The sequence below is a fragment of the Achromobacter sp. GbtcB20 genome, assembly GCF_019091095.1.
GTDB classification, from domain to species: domain Bacteria; phylum Pseudomonadota; class Gammaproteobacteria; order Burkholderiales; family Burkholderiaceae_B; genus Achromobacter; species Achromobacter mucicolens.
This window is the reverse complement of record NZ_JAGXJZ010000034.1, coordinates 12,799-31,405: the sequence shown is the minus strand read 5'-3', so window position 1 is coordinate 31,405 and position 18,607 is coordinate 12,799. Positions and strand designations below refer to the sequence as shown.

Here is an 18,607-nt window from a genome sequence, read left to right as displayed (position 1 = left end):
AGCCCCCGAGCTCGTGCGCTCCCCCCCCGCCGCGGGCCCCCCGCGGACCCCCGCCCGTGGAGCCGCGCGGGCGGCCGGCGCCCCCGCCCCGGCGCCCGCCGAAGCGGCGCCCGCCGCGCCCGTGGCGCAGCCGGCCCCCGCCGCAGCGCCGGTCGTGGCCGAAGCGCCGGAAGCGCACGCCGCAGAACCCGCTGCCGCTGAAGCCGGCGCCCCGGCTGCCCGCGCCGCGCGTCCCGCTGCGTCCGCTGCCGCGCACGCGGACAAGGAATCGACGTCGATCCGTGTCGGCGTTGAGAAGGTCGACCAGGTGATCAACCTGGTGGGCGAACTGGTCATCACGCAGGCCATGCTGGCGCAGACCGCCTCCACGCTGGATCCGGTGCTGCACGATCGCCTGCTGAACGGAATGGAGCAGCTCGAGCGCAACGCGCGCGATCTGCAGGAAGCCGTCATGTCGATCCGCATGATGCCGATGGATTATGTGTTCAGCCGCTTCCCGCGCCTCGTGCGCGACATCGCCGGCAAGATGGGCAAGCAGATCGAACTGCAGACCTACGGCCGCGCGACCGAACTGGACAAGAGCCTGATCGAACGCATCATCGACCCGCTGACCCACCTGGTACGCAACAGCCTGGACCACGGCATCGAAACGCCTGAAAAGCGGATCGCCGCGGGCAAGGATCCGGTCGGCCAGCTGGTGCTGTCCGCACAACACAACGGCGGCAACATCGTCATCGAAGTCAGCGACGACGGTGGCGGCCTGAACCGCGAGAAGATCCTGAAGAAGGCCATGGCGCAAGGCCTAGCCGTCAACGAGAATTCGCCCGACGACGAGATCTGGCAGCTGATTTTCGCGCCCGGCTTCTCCACCGCCGAGAAGGTCACGGACATCTCCGGCCGCGGCGTGGGCATGGACGTGGTGCGCCGGAACATCCAGGACATGGGCGGCCACGTGCAGCTGTCGTGCGAGCCGGGCCACGGCACCACGACGCGCATCGTGCTGCCGCTGACGCTGGCCATTCTGGACGGCATGTCGGTGCGCGTGGGTGAAGAGACCTTCATCCTGCCGCTGAACCACGTTACCGAATCGCTGCAGCCCACCAATGACCAGATCTATTCGGTCGCCGGCAACGAACGCGTCATGCACGTGCGTGGCGAATACCTGCCGCTGGTCGAGATGCACCGGGTGTTCTCGGTGGGCGAAGCCCAGACCGATCCCACCCAGGCGATCGCCGTCATCATGCAGGCCGAGGACCGCCGCTTTGCGCTGCTGGTCGATCACCTGATCGGGCAGCACCAGGTCGTGGTGAAGAATCTGGAATCGAATTACCGCAAGGTCCCGGGCATTTCCGCCGCCACCATTCTTGGCGATGGCAGCGTGGCCCTGATTGTCGACGTATTTGCGCTCGCGCGCGCCAACCGGGAACGCTGGTCGCAGCCCGAAGCCGTTCTGAATTGATGGAGCTCTAAAAATCATGGCAGCCAAACCGCAAGCGCAAGCCGCGCGCAATGAAGATGTCGGCAGCGAATTCCTGGTCTTCACGCTGGGCGACGAAGAATACGGCATCGACATCCTGAAGGTGCAGGAGATCCGCGGCTACGACGCCGACACGGTCACCCGTATCGCGAATGTCCCGCCCTTCATCAAGGGCGTGACGAACCTGCGCGGCATCATCGTGCCGATCGTCGACCTGCGCATCAAGTTCAACCTGGGCCGCGTCGAATACAACGAGCAGACCGTCGTCATCATCCTGAACCTCGACCGCCGTGTCGTGGGCATCGTGGTGGACGGCGTGTCGGACGTGCTGATGCTGAACGCCGGCCAGGTTCGTCCGGCGCCCGAGTTCGGCGCCACGCTGTCGACCGAGTACCTGACGGGTCTGGGTACCGTGGACGAGCGGATGCTGATCCTGGTGGACATTGAAAAGCTGATGACCAGCGACGAAATGGCGCTGGTGGAGAAGGTCGCCTCCTGATCGGAGTTCGGCCGGAATGCGGGGTAAAGGCGCCATATTGATCGCGATGTGGCGCTTTCCTTTAACGATTGCAGTCAAGGGATGGTTCTTGTGATGCGCAAGTTTTTCGCGAACATGACGATACGCAGCAGCCTGTTGTGGGTGCTGGCGTTCTTCTCATTCATGTTGGTGATCGGTGCCGCGCTGGGCGTGCTGTCGTTGCGCATCAGCAACGGGACGCTGGCCGAAATCAAGCAATCGCAGGAATTGGACGACGCCGTCAGCCGCGTCGTATCCAGCTACAAGGACACCCTGAACGGCCTGGGCCGTGCCGCGTCCTCCAACTATGCGGACATCGTGCGCAGCATCGGCCAGCCGACCTTGTTGGCGCAGGGGCTGTCCAGCGAGGCCGCAGGCCTTCTGGAGCGGGCCAAGGCGTCGCAGAACAAGGGCCAGGCCGAGTTCGATTTCTACAAGACGCTGCCGCGTCCCGCCGAGGCGGCCGAGGCGCTCAAGGAAATCGACGATTCTTACACGGCCCTCTTGCAGCAAGGCATCACGCCGCTGATCGGCGCGCTGGAAAAGGCCGACATGCCGGCCTACCAGACGCAGATCCAGAAAGTGCAGGACGCGCTGGAAGGCCGCTTTGCACGCGCGGTTGAAGGCTTCGATTTCTGGCGCGCCAGCAAGATGATGGACGCCTTTGAAGTTGCACAGGTGCGCTACCAGTTCGTGCTGATGGCGGTGAGCGCCGGCGGCATCATCGCCGCGCTGCTGGTCTTTGCCACGTATGTCTTCCTGCGCCGCCGCGTGCTGCAGCCGCTCAAGGAAGCCGGCCATCATTTCGACCGCATCGCCAGCGGCGACCTGACCGCCCGCGTCGAGGTCAGCAACACGAATGAAATTGGCCAGCTGTTTGCGGCGCTCAAGCGCATGCAGGAAAGCCTGACGCGCACGGTGGCTTCGGTGCGCCGTGGCGTGGACGAAATCAACGTGGGCTCGCACGAGATCGCCGCGGGCAACACGGATCTGTCCAGCCGCACAGAGCAGCAGGCGGCCTCGCTGGAAGAGACCGCCGCCTCGATGGAAGAGCTGGCCTCGACCGTCAAGCAGAACGCGGACAACGCGCGCCAGGCCAACCAGTTGGCGGCCAGCGCGTCGGACGTGGCCGAGCGCGGTGGCGCGGCGGTGTCGGAAGTGGTGCACACCATGGAAGGCATCTCTGCCAGCTCGCGCAAGATTTCCGAGATTGTCTCGGTCATCGACGGCATCGCGTTCCAGACCAACATCCTGGCGCTGAATGCCGCGGTGGAAGCTGCGCGCGCGGGTGAGCAGGGCAAGGGCTTTGCCGTGGTGGCGGGCGAAGTGCGCTCGCTGGCCCAGCGCAGCGCGCAGGCGGCCAAGGAAATCAAGGGCCTGATCGAGGACTCCGTGACCAAGGTGGGCGCCGGTTCTCAGCAGGTCGAACGCGCCGGTTCCACGATGCAGGAAATCGTGGCGTCGGTAAAACGCGTGACGGACATCATGGGCGAGATCTCGGCGGCGTCCGAAGAGCAGTCCAGCGGCATCGACCAGGTGAACCGCGCGGTGTCGCAGATGGATGAAGTGACGCAGCAGAACGCGGCGCTGGTGGAAGAGGCCGCGGCCGCCGCCGGCTCGCTGCAGGAGCAGGCCCAGCGCCTCGCCGAAGCAGTGGCCGTATTCAAGATCAACACGGGCGAGGTCATCGAAGTGCCGGCGCATCGGCTGTCTTCGGTGCACGCCACCTATGACGACGCCCGTCTGCATGCGCCCGATGCGCCTGCACTGGGACGCTGAGGATACGCGTGGCAACTTCGGCGAATACGGCGCCGTCCATTCCGGTGGACCGCCAGTTTGATTTCCGGGACGCGGACTTTTCCCGCGTCCGCAAGATGATCCACGCGCGGGCCGGCATTTCGCTGGGCACGCACAAGCGCGAGATGGTCTACAGCCGCCTTGCGCGCCGCCTGCGTGCGCTGGGCGGGCAGGATTTCGCCAGCTATCTGGATAGCCTGGAGAACGAGCCTGACTCGGCGGAGTGGGAAGATTTCATCAACGCGCTCACGACGAACCTGACCGCGTTTTTCCGCGAATCGCATCACTTTCCCATCCTTGCCGACTTCGCGAAGAAGCGCGGCGGGCCGGTTTCGGTCTGGTGCTGCGCGGCCTCGACGGGCGAAGAACCTTACTCGATCGCCATCACGCTGACCGAGGCCCTGGGGCCCCGGGGCGCGGGTTCCACCGTGCTGGCGACCGACATCGACACCAACGTGCTGCAGCGCGCGCGCACGGGCGTCTATCCGAACGAGCGCGTCGCGAAGATGGAGACCGAGCGCCTGCGCCGGTTTTTCCTGAAGGGCCGCGGCGCGAACGAAGGGCACGTGCGGGTGCGCCCCGAGATCGCCGAGATGGTGCGCTACGAGACGCTGAACCTGTTGTCGCCATCGTGGGGGATCACCGAGAAGTTCGATGTGATCTTCTGCCGCAACATCATGATCTATTTCGACAAGCCGACGCAGGCCAAGATCCTGGAGCGGTTTGTGCCGCTCATGAAGCCGGGCGGCCTGCTGTTTGCCGGCCATTCCGAGAACTTCACGTACATCAGCCGCGATTTCCGTCTGCGCGGGCAGACGGTCTATGAATGCGCAAATAAGGCCTGACCGGGCCAGGGCAGCAAACAAGATGAAGAAAATTAGCGTTTTGTGTGTGGATGACTCCGCGCTGGTGCGCGGCCTGATGACCGAGATCATCAACAGCCAGCCGGATATGGAAGTGGTCGCGACCGCGCCCGATCCGCTGGTCGCCCGCGAGCTCATCAAGCGCCACAACCCTGACGTGCTGACGCTGGACGTGGAAATGCCCCGCATGGACGGGCTGGATTTCCTGGAAAAGCTGATGCGCCTTCGCCCCATGCCGGTGGTGATGGTGTCGTCGCTGACCGAACGTGGCGGCGAAATCACGCTGCGCGCGCTGGAATTGGGCGCGATCGACTTCGTGACCAAACCCAAGCTGGGCATCCGCGACGGGCTGCTTGAATACACGGAACTCATCGCCGACAAGATCCGCGCCGCGTCGCGCGCCAAGCTGCGCGCCCCGACGCCTCATGCGGCGCAGGCCGCGCCGGCGCCCATGCTGCGCCGTCCGCTGTCCAGCTCGGAAAAGCTCGTGATCGTCGGCGCTTCCACCGGCGGCACCGAGGCCATCCGCGAAGTCTTGCAACCGTTGCCGCCGGACAGCCCGGCGATCCTGATCACGCAGCACATGCCGGCCGGCTTCACGCGGTCGTTCGCGCAGCGCCTGGACGCGCTGTGCGCCGTGACCGTGCGCGAGGCCGTGCATGGCGAGCGCGTGCTGCCCGGTCACGTGTACCTGGCCCCGGGCGGCGAGATGCACATGCGCCTGGGCCGCAGCGGCGCCAACTACGTCATCGAGCTGGAAGCCAGCGAACCGGTCAACCGCCACCGTCCGTCCGTGGACGTGCTATTCAACTCCGCGGCCGTCGCGGCGGGCAAGAACGCCATCGGCGTGATCCTGACGGGCATGGGCAAGGATGGCGCCACCGGCATGCTGGCCATGCATCGGGCGGGCGCGCACACGATCGCGCAGGACGAAGCAAGCTGCGTGGTCTTCGGCATGCCCCGCGAGGCCATCGCTATCGGGGCTGCAAGTGAAGTGGTGCCGTTGTCGGCGATGAGCGAACGCATTCTGACTCGCCTGGGCGACCGTGGGCACCGCGTTTAACGCGGACTGACGCCACGATCGATCCCAAGCAAATTTTTTCTGGAGTGAAAGATGGTAGACAAGGGCCTGAAGATTCTGGTGGTGGATGATTTCCCCACCATGCGGCGGATCATCCGCAACCTGCTCAAGGAGCTGGGTTTCGAAAACGTGGATGAGGCAGAGGACGGCGCCATTGGCCTGGAGAAGCTGCGCAACGGCGGCTTCCAGTTCGTGGTGTCCGACTGGAACATGCCGAACCTGGACGGCCTGGAGATGCTCAAGCAGATCCGCGCCGACGCGTCGCTGGCATCGCTGCCGGTGCTGATGGTGACGGCGGAAGCCAAGAAGGAAAACATCGTTGCCGCCGCACAGGCGGGCGCCAACGGTTACGTGGTCAAGCCTTTCACCGCGGCGACGCTGGAGGAAAAGCTGAACAAGATCTTCGAAAAGATTGGCGGCTGAGGTGTGCGATGAGCTCAACGGAAACAGTTGACCCGACAGAGTCGCCCGACCTGATCCATCGCATCGCCTCGCTGACGCGCATGTTGCGCGACAGCATGCGCGAGCTGGGCCTGGACCAGGCGATCAAGGATGCCGCCAACGCGATTCCCGACGCCCGCGACCGCTTGCGGTACGTGGCGCAGATGACCGAGCAGGCCGCCAACCGCGTGCTCAACGCCACGGAACAGGCCGGTCCGATCCAGGACAACATGGCCCGTTCGGCGCAGGCGCTGGATAGCCGCTGGCAAGAGTGGTACGACCAGCCGCTGGAAATGCCGCAAGCGCGCGAATTGGTGAAGGACACGCGTGCCTTCCTGGCCGACGTGCCCAAGCAGACCCAGCAGACGCAGTCCAAGCTCATGGAAATCATCATGGCGCAGGATTTCCAGGACCTTACGGGCCAGGTCATCATGCGCATGATGGACGTGGTGGGCGCCATCGAACGCGAACTGCTGCAGGTGCTGCTGGACAATGTGCCGCAAGAGCGCCGCGACGAAGCCAACAGCCTGCTCAACGGCCCGCAGATCAACCCGCAGGGCAAGACCGACGTGGTCACCAGCCAGGATCAGGTCGACGACCTGCTGGCCAGCCTGGGCTTCTGAGCCCGCTGCCCGCGATGTCCGCCGGCGGCGGAAAGACGGCGTCTTTCCGCCCGCATGCGCCAGCCTCGTGCGCGTGTCCCTCCTTCTCATGACGTATTCCCTAAGGGCGCAAACGCCTGCTGGCCGATAGACTCCTGCCAACAATAATCGGGGCCTTGCAGCGCGAGACAAGGCGCGCCCAGCGCGCCAGACCACGGATGCCCAACGCAGGCGGTCCGGGTCAGGGAGAGGAGGTTCATGATGGCCAGATCCGTATTCCGCTTGGGCGGCATGTGGGGATTGTTGCGTCGGCTCAACCGCGGCGACGCGGTGCTGTCCGAGCGCCCCTTGTCCTTCAGTCCGGCCGCCTGGCCGCTCTACCGGTTCCTGGCGCAGATCCGGCTTCGGATCATGACCGTGCGCCAATCCAGCATCGAGATTGCGCTGAACGCGGCGCGCACGCAATTCCAGGCGGGGCGCTGCTCATTGCTGGCGCGCGAGCAGGCGAGGGCGGCCGAGGCCCTGGCGGCCAGCGGGGCGCAGATCGCCGATCTGTCTGCGTCGACCTCCACCCACGCCCGCGACATTGCCGCGGTGTCGGGCCAGAACCTGCAGGCGGCGCGGCAGGCGCTGGCCGAGCTGACCGAGGTCAAGACGCGCGTGGACCGGATGACGCATGAGATGGCCGCCTTCACCGAAGTGGTGGGGCAACTGGCGGCGCGCGCGCAGTCGGTGGGCGACATCAGCAAGACAATCAAGGGCATTGCGCTGCAGACGCAGCTGCTTGCCTTGAACGCCGGCGTGGAGGCCGCCCGGGCTGGGGACGCGGGCCGCGGTTTCGCGGTGGTGGCCAGCGAGGTCGGCCGGCTGGCTGAGCGCGTGAACACCGCCACCAGCGACATCGGCCGCCACACGACGCAGATGCTCGACCTGGTTGGCGCCACGCAGCGCCAGACGGGCACGCTGCGCGAGGACGTGGACGCCTCGGGCGCGGTGCTGGACCGGACCTCCCGCGGCTTCGAGCGCTTCGTGCGCGACTTCGACAGCATGAACCGGCAGGTGAGCGACGTGGTCCAGGCCATCGGCGAGGTCGATGCCACCAACCACGGCATGAGTGAGGAGGTCGGGCGCATCGCGGCCTTGAGCGCAGACGTGCTGGAACGCGTGGGCAGCATGTCGGGCGAGATCGATCGCATCCGGCGGCAGACCGAAAGCGTGCAGGAAGTGCTGGCCGACATGCGCACGGGTGGCACCGCGTTCGACAGCCTGTCGGAATCGCTGGAGGCGTTTGCCGGTGCGGCGGCCGGTCTGCTGCAGGACGCCCGGCGGCGCGGCGTGGACGTGTTCGACCGCCATTACCAGCGCATTGCCGGCAGCGAGCCGCCGCGTTATCACACGGCTTACGACCGCGCGATCGACGAGCCGCTCACGCGGCTGCTCGACAGCGTGCTGGAGGCCGTGCCGGGCGCCATCTATACGATTCTGGTGGATAACCGGGGCTACGCGCCCGCCCACAACAGCCGGTTCTCGCTGGCGCCGACCGGCGATCCGAAGATCGACATCGCGCGGGTGCGCAACAAGCGCATCTTCGACGACCCCGTGGGCGCCCGGCTGGCCGCCAACACCGGCGCGCAGCTGTTCCAGACGTATTCCCGCGACACCGGCGAGATCGTCAACGACATTTCCCTGCCCATTTATCTGGGGCCGGAACACTGGGGCGCCGTGCGCATCGGGCTGGATTACGCTCGCTTTCAGGCCATCCTGGACGGCCACGCCGCCAGCGGCCGGGTGGCCCAGGCGGCGGGCTGAGGCGGCTGCTCCCGGGGGGCTGGCCGGCAGCCGGCGGCGCATCTGGGAATAGCGCCGCTTTCCCCCCTTTTCTTGGCATATCGCCATCCCCCGGCGCCTCCTAGAATCTCGGCGGGCGGCTTGCATTCCCACGTCAGCGAGCCGCAACAATCCCGTAGAGCATGTCCGAAGAAAGCGACCTCGAGAAAACCGAAGCCGCCTCTCCCAGGCGCCTGGAAAAGGCGCGCGAGGAGGGGCAGATTGCGCGTTCCCGGGAACTGGGCACGTTCATGATGCTGGCGGTGGGCGTTGCGGCGATCTGGGCGGGCGGAGGATCGCTGTACCAGGGCCTGACCGGCGTGCTGCGCAGCGGGCTGGCGTTCGATCAGCGCGTCGCGCTGGATCCGGGGGTGATGGTCGAGCAGGCGGTGAGCGGCTTCGGTCACGCGCTGATGGTGCTGTTGCCGATCTTTGGGCTGCTGGCGGTGGTGGCGGTGCTGTCCAGCGTCGTGCTGGGCGGCCTGGTCATTTCGACCAAGCCCTTGCAGCCCAATTTCTCCAAGCTCAGCCCGCTGGCGGGCTTGAAGCGCATGTTCTCGTCGCAGACGGTGGTGGAGCTGATCAAGGCGCTGGCCAAGGCCATGCTGGTCGGCGGCGTGGCCGTCTGGGTCATCTGGCGCTATCACGACGACATGTTGGGGCTGATGCACGTGGCGCCGTCGGCCGCGCTGACCAAGGCGCTCAGCCTGGTGGCGATGTGCTGCGCCTTCATCGTGGCCTCGCTCCTCATCATCGTTTTGCTGGACGTGCCCTGGCAGATCTGGAGCCATTTGAAGAAGCTGCGGATGTCCAAGGAGGACGTGCGCCAGGAACACAAGGAAAGCGAAGGCGATCCGCACGTCAAGGCGCGTATCCGGCAGCAGCAGCGCCAGGCCGCCCGCCGCCGCATGATGTCCGAGGTGCCCAAGGCCGACGTCGTCGTGACGAACCCGACGCACTACGCAGTGGCGCTGAAGTACGACGAATCGAAGGGCGGCGCGCCGCGCGTGCTGGCCAAGGGCACGGGCCTGATCGCCGCGAAGATCCGCGAACTGGCCGCCGAGAACAAGATTCCCACATTGGAAGCGCCGCCGCTGGCGCGCGCATTGCATCAACACGTCGAGCTGGGACAAGAAATCCCGGCCGAGCTGTATACCGCGGTGGCGGAAGTGCTGGCATGGGTATTCCAGCTACGATCCTGGCGCTCGGGCTGGGGGCATGAACCGATGGCCCCCACGAAACTGAACGTGCCAGCCGAACTGGACCCGCAGGCAAAAACCGCAGCACAAGGAGTTTAAGGAATGAGCGCACTGCTCACCATGTTGAAGAGTAACGGCGGCACGCACGCGCGGCTGCTGGCGGGTCCCATCCTGATCGTGATGGTGCTGGGCATGATGGTGCTGCCCCTGCCCACGTTCCTCCTGGACCTGCTGTTCACCTTCAACATCGCGTTGTCCGTGATGATCCTGCTGGTGGCCATGTTCACGCGCAAGCCGCTGGATTTTGCCGCGTTCCCGGCCGTGCTGCTGTTTGCGACGCTGCTGCGCCTGTCGCTGAACGTCGCGTCCACGCGCGTCGTGCTGCTGCATGGTCACACGGGTCCGGACGCCGCGGGCAAGGTGATCGAGGCCTTCGGCCACTTCCTGGTGGGCGGCAACTTCGCGGTCGGGATCATCGTCTTCGTCATCCTGACCATCATCAACTTCATCGTCATCACCAAGGGTGCGGGCCGTATCGCCGAAGTCGGTGCGCGCTTCACCCTGGACGCCATGCCCGGCAAGCAGATGGCGATCGACGCGGACCTGAACGCCGGCCTGATCGGCGAGGACGAGGCGCGCAAGCGCCGCGCGGAAGTGTCGCAGGAGTCGGACTTCTTCGGCTCGATGGACGGCGCCAGCAAGTTCGTGCGCGGCGACGCCATCGCCGGCCTGCTCATCATGGCGATCAACGTCATCGGCGGCCTGGTCGTGGGCGTGGCGCAACACGACATGTCCATGGGCGAAGCCGGCCGCGTCTACACGCTGCTGACCATCGGTGACGGCCTCGTGGCCCAGATCCCGGCGCTGGTGATCTCCACCGCCGCCGGCGTGGTCGTGTCGCGCGTGTCGACGGACCAGGACATCGGCCAGCAGATCATCAGCCAGCTGTTCTCGAACCCGAGCGTGCTGTTCCTGACCGCCGGCATCATCGGCATCATGGGCCTCATCCCCAACATGCCCCACATCGCCTTCCTGACCCTGGCCGGCGCGCTGGGCTGGGGCGGCTGGGCATTGCTCAAACGCAAGCAGGCCGCCGCGGTGGCGGCCGAAGAGATACCGCCGCAGGCGATCACCCAGGCGCAGGCCGCGGCCGCCGAGGCAAGCTGGGAAGACGTGTCGATGGTGGACCAACTGGGGCTGGAGGTCGGCTACCGCCTGATCCCGCTGGTGGACCACGCCCAGAACGGCGAGCTGCTGCACCGCATCCGCAGCCTGCGCAAGAAGTTTGCGCAGGACGTGGGCTTTCTGCCGCCGGTCGTGCACATCCGCGACAACCTGGAACTCAAGCCCAACGATTACCGCATCCTGCTGTCGGGCGTGGAAGTGGGCAACGGCGTGGCGATGCCCGGCCAGTGGCTGGCCATCGACCCGGGCGGCGTGACCATGCAGATCAAGGGCACCCCGACGACCGATCCGGCGTTCGGCCTGCCGGCGCTGTGGATCGACAGTTCGCTGCGCGACCAGGCCCAGGTGGCCGGCTATACGGTGGTGGATGCGGGCACGGTCGTGGCCACCCACCTGAATCACCTGATGCACCGCCACGGGTCGAACCTGCTGGGCCGCCAGGAAGTGCAGCAGCTGCTGGATCGCATCGGCCGCGACGCGCCCAAGCTGGTCGAGGACTTGGTGCCCAAGACGCTGTCGCTGACCGCGCTGCAGAAGGTGCTGCAGGGCCTGCTGTCCGAAGAAGTGCCGATCCGCGACATGCGCACCATCATCGACACGCTGTCCGAGCACGGTCCGCGTCTGGCGGCGCTGGCCGCCGGTTCGGGTGGTCAGCCCGACATCAACGAATTGATCGCGCTGACGCGCCGCGCGCTGGGCCGCGCCATCACGCAGCAGTGGTTCCCGGGCGAGGGCGAGCTGCGCGTGATCGGGCTGGATGTGAAGCTGGAACGCGTGCTGTCGCAGGCCATGACGACCAGCGGCGGCCTGGAGCCGGGTCTGGCCGACACGCTGCTGCGCGAGGCGCAGGCGGCGGTCGAACGGCAGGAATCGCAGGGCAATGCGCCGGTGCTGCTGGTGTCGCCGGTGTTGCGCGCGCCGCTGTCGCGCTTCCTGCGCCATCATCTGCCGCAGTTGGGCGTCTTGTCGAATACGGAAATTCCCGATGAGCGCATCGTCCGCGTGACGGCGCTGATCGGCGGGAGCAATGGGCAATGAAGATCAGCCGCTTTTACGGGGCAAACACCCGTGACGTGATGCGCCAGGTGCGCGAGGCCCTCGGGCCGGACGCGTTGATCGTGTCGAACCGCAGCGTCGAGGGCGGCATCGAGGTGCTGGCCACCGTTGATGGCGCGTTCGACGATGCGCCGCCACCGCAGACGCCGCCGCGCGAGGCGCCGGCTCATGCGCAGCCCGCGCCGCAGCGCCCAGCCGCGGCACCGTCGTTCGGCGCGCCTGCCGGGATGGAGCGGCCGCAAGGGGCGCCGGCCAACATGCCGGCCATGCCGCCGGGGATGCCGCCAGCCATGTCGCCGGCCATGTCGCCGGCCAGCTACGCGGCGCCGGCGCGGTCCATTGCCGCCTACCAGTCCGCTTATGCGGCGTCCGCGCAGCCTGCGTCGGAAACGTTGGCATCGCCGATGGACTTCGCGCCGGCTTCTGCGATACCTGGTTCGGCAACGGCTGCGCCCGCCGCCGCCGTGCCGGTCGGGTCTCAGCCGGTCGGGTCTCAGCACGCCGCGCCTCAGCAGGTCGCGCCGCAGCACGTCGCACCTCAGCCGGCCACGCCTCAGCCGGCCGCACCTGAGCCGGCCGCGCCCATCCGCGTCGAGTTGCCGCCGCTTGCGCCGATCCGTCCTTCGGCCGCCGCAGCCCCCGTGCCCGCGCCGGCCGCTCGCATGACGCCGGAACACGCCATGCCCGAGCGCATGGCCGCGTCTGTCGCGCCGGCGGCTGCCGCAATGGCCGCCGCGCCCGCGACCGCTTACCAGGCGCCGCGCGGTTACGCCGCGGCGCCCGTCACACCTGCGCAGCCGCCCGCCATGCCGCCGGCCGCGTCGCCCCTGTCCGCCGCGCCACCGGCCTCCTTGTCCGCCGCACCTTCCATGGGCCGCATGCCGGACGCGCCGGTCCGCCCGCCGCAGGGTTTGCCGCCCGCGCCGCTGGCTGCCGATACCGCCGCCGGTCTGCAGGATGCCATCAGCGCGTTGCGCGGAGCGCTCGAAACCCGCATGGACGGCCTGCTGTGGGGCGGACGTCAGGGTCCGGGCCGGGAGCCGGCCGCCGCCGCGCTATTCCGCAGCCTGCTGGATGCGGGGTTCAGCACCAAATTGGTCCGCACGCTGGTCGAACGCCTGCCGCAAGGTCTCTCCGCCGAGGCGGCGCAGAGCTGGGCGCGCAATGAGCTGGTGACGCACCTGCCGGTGGTGCGTTCCGAAGACGAATTTCTGGCCGGTGGCGTGTACGCGCTGGTCGGCCCCACCGGCGTGGGCAAGACCACGACGCTGGCCAAGCTGGCCGCGCGCTGCGTGGCCCGCGAGGGTCGCGAGCAGGTCGCCATGCTGACGACCGACCTGTTCCGGATCGGCGCGCTGGAACAATTGCAGATCTACGGCCGCCTGATGGGCGTGCCCGCGCATTCGGTGCGCGATGCCGGCGAGTTGCGCCGCATCCTGGCCGAGCTGGGCAACCGCAAGATCGTCCTGATCGACACGACCGGCATCAGCCAGCGCGACCGCCTGGTGGCCGAGCAGGCGTCGATGCTGTGCAACGCGGGCAAGCCGGTGCGCCGGCTGCTGGTGCTCAATGCCGCCAGCCAGGGCGACACGCTCGACGAGGTCGCGCACGCCTACCGCAATGGCGTCGGCGAGGACGTCGCCGGCTGCATCATCACCAAGCTGGACGAAGCCACGCGCTTGGGCGCGGCGCTGGACACCGCCATCCGCCACCGCTTGCCGATCCATTACATGTCCGTCGGCCAGAAAGTGCCCGAGCACATGGAGCTGGCGCGCGCAGACGTGCTGATCGACCGCGCGTTCTCGATGGTGGAGCGTGCCCGTGCGCTGTACACCCCGAGCGAGGCCGATCTGGCGTCGCTGGTGTCGTCGTCGCGCGAACCGGACGCCGTGGATCCGGCGCGCCGCCGCCAACTGCTGGCCTCGGCGATCCTGCCGCAGCAGGCGGGGGCGGGGTCGATTGCCGCGGCGCAAAGCCTGGACGATACGATTTCGTGGCTGGACAACGACCCGGCGTGCCTGCAGGCGCGCACCGCCTGGCGTGAATACGTCAGCGACGGCGCGGGTTCCAGCCTGGCCGCGCTGGGCGACGAGCCGCTGTCGATGGCGCGCCGGGAATTCTCCGCCGCCTGCACCCGCAACCTGCTTGTGATGCACGGCAAGACCGCCATGAAGGGCGACGCCTTGCCCGGCGGCGCGCTGCTCGGCGCACTGCTGATGAGCGATCGTGGCGCCGCGCTTGCCGCGCCCGCGCAGCAACTGGTGCTGCCGCACGGCATGCTGAGTTCGTTTGCGCCTGCCGCGCCGGCCCAGCCGGATCCGGCGCTGGCCCTGCAATCGCGCGTGACGTGGCTGGGCGAGCGCCTGCAGTCCGTGCCGCTGGTTCACATGCTGGAAGCGGGCACGGTTGCGCTGTGGCAACCATTCTCCGAGCAGGGCGTGTCGTGGGTGGCTCGTTGCCCGGGCGGCCTGCGGGTGATCCAGGACGAGTGCCCGACCAACCTGAATGCTGTCGGCAAGAGCGTGGGCTATCTGCCCGTGGGCCAGCCCGGCGACATGCCGGGCCTGCGCCTCGCGGCGGGCGGCAAGACCGTGCCGCTCGCGCTGTGGGCATCGGGCACCGAAGTCGTGCTGCCGGGCAAGGGGCAGGGCGCCAGCGTGCGCCTCATCTGCGCGCGGCTGATCGACACCGTGACCGGCGAGGTCGCTGGCCAGTTGTTCGGCGCCACCAACCTGCCGGCCTCGCAGGCCGACGCCGCGACGATCGCGCGCTGGCTGGTCCTGCAAGACGAGGCCAAGGCCGCGTTCCGCTACATGGCCAATGCGTGGCAAGCGCTGCCCGCGGTCGACGGCGCCCACACGCTGGCGCGCCAGTCGCTGATGGCCGGCCAGCTGGGCGCCGCCTGCTGGCAACTGGCCCATTCGCCAGCGGCCGACGTCGTGCGCGGCCCGCTGTCGGGCATCGTGGGCACCGAACGCAAGCTGTCCGGCAAGATGCTGCCGGTGGCGCTGCTGAAGATGTTTGCGCTGCTGGAGATGACGGGCGGGGCGTGAAGCCGCGCCCGGCGACCGGGCGGCCGCAAACAAAAAAACGGCGTGCCAGGCACGCCGTTTTCTATTGGGAGGCTGGAGCGTTCAGCCCGCCACGATCGGCCGGCGGCCCGGCGCGCTGCGGGCGCCGCGGCCTTGCGCGTCGTAGGTCGAGGCGCTGCCGACGCCGACGTTGCGCAGGGCGTCCAGCGACTGCTGGGTATAGCGCAGGTGCACGTCGATCAGGGCGCCATTGCGCATGTTGATTTCGCTGGCGGAGGCCGACTTGGACAGGAGCGCCTGCCAGACGCCGGAGAGCTGCGGATACTGCGCCGCGGCCTGTTCGGTGCCGACGTGGCCGGTGGGCAGGCCGATTTCCGTGAGCAGGTTGTCGCGGGTCTGGCTCAGGTCGACCAATTGCTGCGCGATGCCGCGCTTGCGTTCGGTGATCTGGTTCAGCGCCTCGACGCTGCCCTGGCTGACCAGGACCTCGGTTTCTTCCTCGAGGATCGAGGAGAACTCGGAGATCAGGGTGTCTTCCTGCTTCATGCAGGATTGCAGGGAATCGACGAGGCTCATGACAGACGGCTCTATATAAAGAAAGGGCAGGCTATTTCAGAAGGTCGCGGGCGCTGGCGATCAGGCTGTCGGCGATGCGGCCGGTGTCGATCTTGAGCTGCCCGGATGCGATCGCGGCGCGGATGGCGGCGACGCGCTCGACGTTGATGTCGTTCGAGCCGTCTTGCAGGGCCAGCATCTTGCGCGACGCCGAACTCAGCGCGACTTGCGAGCTGCTCGAGCCGGTGGCGCTGCCGGCGCCATAGGCCTGGCTGACCGCGGACTCGGCGCGTGCACCGACGGCGTCGGCCGCCAGGGGCCGGTTGGTGGTCGAATTGATTTTCAAGGTTTTCTCCGCAGGGCGTCCTGGTTCGGTTTGCGACGGATCCGCCTACTTATGTCTCTGTAACGACAAGGGGCGAAGGAACTTTAGGGTATATACACACCCGCCGCAACGCGATTTGTAACATTATCTAGAGCTGTATTTCCACCAGGGTGGCGTTTCGGACGATACCGCTGACCACTTGACCGCCCGCCGTCTTGACCTGGACCACCGCGCCGGGCGGGGCGTTTTCCAGGGCTTCGCCCTCGCTGCTGACCGTGAATCCCTTGCCTCGCGCGTTGATGCGCACGTTGGTGCCGCGCTGCACCGACTGGGCGTTGCGCAGCGAGGAGCTGCGGATGGGCTGGCCGGCGTTGATGCGGAACGCGGCGGTCATGCCGGCCACCGCCTGCGGGTCGGTGATGGCGCCGGGGGGCAGGGCGACCAGATCGCCGTCGCGGGCGTCCAGGTCTGCCGGGGTCAGGGCCTGGCCGGCGGCAATCAGGCGCGAGGCCACGTAATAGTGGCCGGCCACGCTGACGGTCGCCTGCACATAGGCGGTCCATCCCTTGGCCGCATTGCAGCGCACGCCGACGGTCATGCGCGAGCGCAGCTTCATGCCGGAAGGCAGAAACGGGGACAAGGTGTCGCAGGGCGCCAGCCGGTCGGTGCGCGGCGGATCAATGGCAATGGACGCCTGGCCGGGCAGGGAGGCCAGCTGCTCCTGCAGATAGGTCTGGGCCGCCATGACGATCGCTTCCGGCGCCTGGGTGGCCGCCGCCTGGGCCTGGGCGGCGCCCGCCGAGGCCAGAAGCAGGACAGCCAGGCCTGCGCGCGCGTGAAGGAGTCGTGCAGAGATTTTCATGATGGATGAATTGTAGAAGTGGGCGGCTTTCGGCAATACGTGAATTGGATGAGAAATGACGGGTTATTTGGCTGATTGTGTTACCAGTCCGGCCCCTATCATGCCGTCATCCAATGGGATAACGGTGTGTCCGGTGTCCCTCGCTTTATCTGATTTGCAACGTATTCAAGGCGCCACGATGCTCGACAGGCTCAACGAAGATTTCCGGTTCTACCAGCAGGCCCTGGCACTGCGCGCGCAGCGCCAGGAAGTGCTTTCCTCGAACATCGCCAACGCCGACACGCCCAACTACAAGGCGCGCGACATCGACTTCAAGGCGGCGATGCAAGCCGCCATCGAAGGCACGATGCGCCTGCCCGACACGTCGCTCAAGCTGACCTCCGCCCGCCACATTCCGGCCAAGGCCGTGTCGCAGGGCCCGACGGATCTGCTGTACCGCCTGCCGTACCAGCCCAGTATGGACGGCAACACGGTGGACATGGACATCGAGCGCGTGCAGTTCGCCGACAACACGCTGCATTACCAGAGCACGATGCAGCTCATCTCCAACCGCATCCGCGGGCTGCAGACCGCCATTCAGGATTGATCTTTAAAGGGAGCAACAGGCAATGTCCTTGTTGAGCATTTTCGATATCGCCGGCTCGGCGCTGAGCGCACAGTCGCAGCGCATGAACGTGGCGGCCAGCAACATGGCCAACGCCGACAGCGTGGTGGGCCCGGACGGCCAGCCGTACCGTGCGCGCCAGGTCGTGTTCCAGGTCAACCCCGCCGCGGGTCAGGCGCTGGGTCAGGAGATCGGCGGCGTGCGCGTGGCCGGCGTGGTCCAGGACCAGTCGCCCCTCAAGCAGGTCTACGACCCGAAGCATCCCCTGGCCGACGCCCAGGGCTACGTCAGCATGCCCAACGTCGATCCAGTGGCCGAAACGGTCAACATGATCGCGGCATCGCGGTCCTATCAGGCCAACGTCGAAGTGCTCAACACCGCCAAGGCGTTGATGCAGAAGACGCTGACCATCGGCCAGTCCTAATTTCCAGCCAGAGTGTATCCATGACCACCGTCGATCAATCCACGAGCACCACGGCCATGGGCCTGGCGCAAACCGGCGCCAACAGCGCAAGCACCGCGCAGGGCCTGCAGGACCAGTTCCTGAAGCTGCTGGTCACGCAGCTCAAGAACCAGGATCCGCTGAACCCGATGCAGAACGCGGAGCTGACGTCGCAACTGGCACAGATCTCCACGGTGGAAGGCATCACCAACCTGAAGAACACCATGCTGGCCATCAGCGGCCAGATCGACGTGTCCCAGTCGATGAACGCCGTGTCGATGATCGGCAAGGGCGTCCTGATCCCGGGCACGAAGGTCAAGGTCGGCGTGGACAGCGCCAACCCGGCGGACCGCGTGGTCACGCCCTACGGCCTGGACCTGCAGGGCGACGCCGCCAAGGTGCAGGTTCGCATTTCCGATTCGAACGGCGCGGTGGTTCGCACCATCGAACTGGGCGAACAGAAGACCGGCGTGTACACGCTGGAATGGGACGGCAAGAACGACGCCGGGGTGGCGCTGGAAGCGGGCGCCTACAACGTGTCCGTGCTGGCCACCGACGGGGACGGCGCGAAGGTGAACACGGAAGTGCTGAGCTACGGCAACGTCAAGAGCGTTGCGTACTCCACCAACGGCCTGCGACTGGATCTTGGCCTGGACGGCCAGACCAGCATGCTGGACGTGCGCAAGGTGATCGGCGCCTGAACGGGCGGATATGAATCGGTGCCGGCGCACGGGCGGCGGCT

At 67.1% G+C, this 18,607-nt stretch carries 17 protein-coding genes; 14 read left to right on the top strand and 3 right to left on the bottom strand.

From position 1 onward, the window contains the following. The 11 genes from KVT32_RS26200 to flhF form a co-directional block, all read left to right on the top strand. A partial coding sequence (locus tag KVT32_RS26200; RefSeq protein ID WP_254637028.1) for a chemotaxis protein CheW occupies nucleotides 1-1,459 on the top strand: 1,459 nt, incomplete at its 5' end. Nucleotides 1,460-1,475: 16 nt separating this feature from the next. Next, nucleotides 1,476-1,976: a chemotaxis protein CheW gene (gene cheW / locus KVT32_RS26195; RefSeq protein ID WP_056316575.1), complete on the top strand. Its 501-nt coding sequence runs from the start codon at nucleotides 1,476-1,478 to the stop codon at nucleotides 1,974-1,976. Nucleotides 1,977-2,069: 93 nt separating this feature from the next. Then, entirely contained in the window at nucleotides 2,070-3,773 is a 1,704-nt protein-coding gene (locus KVT32_RS26190; RefSeq protein WP_142049169.1) for a methyl-accepting chemotaxis protein, read from the top strand. Between the two features lie 8 nt (nucleotides 3,774-3,781). Next, the gene (locus tag KVT32_RS26185) at nucleotides 3,782-4,636 is read left to right on the top strand and encodes a CheR family methyltransferase (RefSeq protein ID WP_056316578.1); all 855 of its coding nucleotides are present in this window, start codon (nucleotides 3,782-3,784) and stop codon (nucleotides 4,634-4,636) included. Between the two features lie 22 nt (nucleotides 4,637-4,658). Beyond that, nucleotides 4,659-5,717: a chemotaxis response regulator protein-glutamate methylesterase gene (locus KVT32_RS26180; protein WP_152384170.1), complete on the top strand. Its 1,059-nt coding sequence runs from the start codon at nucleotides 4,659-4,661 to the stop codon at nucleotides 5,715-5,717. Between the two features lie 51 nt (nucleotides 5,718-5,768). Next, the gene (gene cheY / locus KVT32_RS26175; RefSeq protein ID WP_056316584.1) at nucleotides 5,769-6,158 is read left to right on the top strand and encodes a chemotaxis response regulator CheY; all 390 of its coding nucleotides are present in this window, start codon (nucleotides 5,769-5,771) and stop codon (nucleotides 6,156-6,158) included. A gap of 8 nt (nucleotides 6,159-6,166) precedes the next feature. Continuing rightward, a complete protein-coding gene (cheZ, locus tag KVT32_RS26170; RefSeq protein WP_056316587.1) occupies nucleotides 6,167-6,799 on the top strand; it encodes a protein phosphatase CheZ in 633 nt (210 codons plus the stop codon). A 237-nt stretch (nucleotides 6,800-7,036) separates the two neighbouring features. Further along, the gene (locus KVT32_RS26165) at nucleotides 7,037-8,587 is read left to right on the top strand and encodes a methyl-accepting chemotaxis protein (protein ID WP_371825619.1); all 1,551 of its coding nucleotides are present in this window, start codon (nucleotides 7,037-7,039) and stop codon (nucleotides 8,585-8,587) included. 161 nt (nucleotides 8,588-8,748) lie between these two features. Next, nucleotides 8,749-9,903 carry a flagellar biosynthesis protein FlhB gene (gene flhB / locus KVT32_RS26160; protein WP_056316590.1) on the top strand — a complete coding sequence of 385 codons (1,155 nt, stop codon included), beginning with the start codon at nucleotides 8,749-8,751 and terminating at the stop codon, nucleotides 9,901-9,903. Nucleotides 9,904-9,906: 3 nt separating this feature from the next. After that, entirely contained in the window at nucleotides 9,907-12,027 is a 2,121-nt protein-coding gene (flhA, locus tag KVT32_RS26155) for a flagellar biosynthesis protein FlhA (RefSeq protein WP_056316595.1), read from the top strand. Continuing rightward, a complete protein-coding gene (flhF, locus tag KVT32_RS26150; RefSeq protein ID WP_152384171.1) occupies nucleotides 12,024-15,098 on the top strand; it encodes a flagellar biosynthesis protein FlhF in 3,075 nt (1,024 codons plus the stop codon). The genes flhA and flhF overlap by 4 nt, the downstream gene beginning before the upstream one ends. An 81-nt stretch (nucleotides 15,099-15,179) precedes the next feature. Here flhF and KVT32_RS26145 read toward each other — a convergent pair whose 3' ends face one another. The 3 genes from KVT32_RS26145 to flgA form a co-directional block, all read right to left on the bottom strand. Beyond that, nucleotides 15,180-15,653, bottom strand: coding sequence for a flagella synthesis protein FlgN (locus KVT32_RS26145; RefSeq protein ID WP_152384172.1), 474 nt, complete (start codon nucleotides 15,651-15,653; stop codon nucleotides 15,180-15,182). A gap of 31 nt (nucleotides 15,654-15,684) precedes the next feature. Next, entirely contained in the window at nucleotides 15,685-15,978 is a 294-nt protein-coding gene (gene flgM / locus KVT32_RS26140) for a flagellar biosynthesis anti-sigma factor FlgM (RefSeq protein ID WP_056316603.1), read from the bottom strand. Nucleotides 15,979-16,105: 127 nt separating this feature from the next. Then, nucleotides 16,106-16,819 carry a flagellar basal body P-ring formation chaperone FlgA gene (gene flgA / locus KVT32_RS26135; RefSeq protein WP_056318671.1) on the bottom strand — a complete coding sequence of 238 codons (714 nt, stop codon included), beginning with the start codon at nucleotides 16,817-16,819 and terminating at the stop codon, nucleotides 16,106-16,108. A gap of 178 nt (nucleotides 16,820-16,997) precedes the next feature. Here flgA and flgB point away from each other — a divergent pair, with 178 nt between their 5' ends. The 3 genes from flgB to KVT32_RS26120 are packed head-to-tail and all read left to right on the top strand — an operon-like array spanning nucleotide 16,998 to nucleotide 18,566. Next, entirely contained in the window at nucleotides 16,998-17,405 is a 408-nt protein-coding gene (gene flgB / locus KVT32_RS26130) for a flagellar basal body rod protein FlgB (protein WP_056316606.1), read from the top strand. A gap of 22 nt (nucleotides 17,406-17,427) precedes the next feature. After that, the gene (gene flgC / locus KVT32_RS26125; protein ID WP_056316609.1) at nucleotides 17,428-17,847 is read left to right on the top strand and encodes a flagellar basal body rod protein FlgC; all 420 of its coding nucleotides are present in this window, start codon (nucleotides 17,428-17,430) and stop codon (nucleotides 17,845-17,847) included. Nucleotides 17,848-17,867: 20 nt separating this feature from the next. Then, the gene (locus tag KVT32_RS26120; protein ID WP_142055722.1) at nucleotides 17,868-18,566 is read left to right on the top strand and encodes a flagellar hook capping FlgD N-terminal domain-containing protein; all 699 of its coding nucleotides are present in this window, start codon (nucleotides 17,868-17,870) and stop codon (nucleotides 18,564-18,566) included. Nucleotides 18,567-18,607: the final 41 nt, after the last annotated feature.